Here is a 1,446-nt window from a genome sequence, read left to right on the forward strand (position 1 = left end):
CGGTCGAATGCCCGATTCGCCGCCTTCCACACCACCTGCTGCCCGGCATTGGTCACCAGCTGCGGCCGGCCCAGGTGGTCGCCGTGCAGATAGTAAAGCTGGTTATTGCGCACCAGGGCGATGGGCTCGCTGCCACTGTAGACGTAGCTCGTCCATTGCCCGTCGGTGTATTCGGCAAGCAGCTGGTTGAAGCCGGCGTACACATACCGGCTCTGGTGGCGGGCATTGCGCTTGCCCATCCGCTGATCCAAGGCGTTCACCGTGTAGCTCGCGATCATCCCCTGCGCCGTGTGGCTGGCCAGACGGCCGAACGGATCATACGCCAGGGTGTGCGGGATGCCAGCTGCAAAAGCCGGCCCTGGCCCAGCCCTCCCCAATAAACATAAGCCTTTACTCGAAACTATTTAGAGCAAGCCCCGAGCGCAGCCACAAACTTCATGGCGCGCACCTGTGTGGCGGAATTGACTGGACCAAAAAACTTTATATACACCCACAACGGATCGCGACCTTTCCGAAGTAACTTCGCGATAAAGAACAAACCATCGCGTTGAAATATTTGACCATACACAACAATATCACCTCCATTTTCTAAAATTACCCCACTTAAGGCAGCATCCCGGATCATTTTGCTATATGCACCAACACCCATCTCGCTAAAAATAATCTCAGCAAAAGGCTTTTCTTCTCGCCACCCAATCACAACCTTTTCGATGTCAATGATATCGTATCGATTAACAGCCAGCCGCTTAGGCCCTCTTGCGCATACTTTATAGTCTTTGCTGATCAATTGCTCACTAATCGCTCCATTACCCGCCACAGCGACAGGAATAACAATTATCATGGCGATAGCCAAAATCAAATTGGCAAATAAAATCAAACCAAGAGAGCCTTTATTTTCCACAGCCACAATCTTTAGGGTTGTTTGGATTGCCAATCGCTTCCCGCACATGTTGGGGAAGTATACTTGGCCCTGGCGCAGGCACAGGCGGAGCATCTGGAAAAGAAGCGTAATTCAGGATTGACCCGGGCAGGGTGTCATCACCGTAAGCCCAACCCATAATCGTATGCATGGCTTCATGCATGTAGGTGTAATCACCCCACACCCCCGGAACAGACCAGTTAGCAGCATTGGATCGACCACCGCCTGCGTTCAAATTAACATTGTTCTCACGATACGGTGTTGGGCTACCACTCAACGCGACTTTAATCGTGACGTTATAATGCCCGACTTGCCCCGACAAGCCATTCTGAATCGCATTAACAATATTATTGATGTTTGATGCACTAGCACCGGATCCGCTAAAGTGGTACGGCACAGTGATAGTGACATTGTTTCCCTGCACACAGATTATGGTAATTCCTAGCCAAACCGGACCAGATCAACGAGGATTTGGTCATGAAGCGATGCCCTTCGTGCGAGGGGACAAGGCACTACAAGCTGGCCGA

2 protein-coding genes are annotated in these 1,446 nt (G+C 51.6%); both read right to left on the reverse strand.

The annotated features are described in order from the left end of the window. On the reverse strand, nt 1–278 hold a 278-nt coding region (locus EDC34_RS12150), incomplete at its 3' end, for an RHS domain-containing protein (protein WP_425598120.1). A 122-nt stretch (nt 279–400) separates the two neighbouring features. Continuing rightward, entirely contained in the window at nt 401–994 is a 594-nt protein-coding gene (locus EDC34_RS12155) for a hypothetical protein (protein ID WP_132982908.1), read from the reverse strand. Between the last annotated feature and the right edge of the window lie 452 nt (nt 995–1,446).

The organism is Thermomonas haemolytica (assembly GCF_004346265.1).
GTDB lineage: Bacteria > Pseudomonadota > Gammaproteobacteria > Xanthomonadales > Xanthomonadaceae > Thermomonas > Thermomonas haemolytica.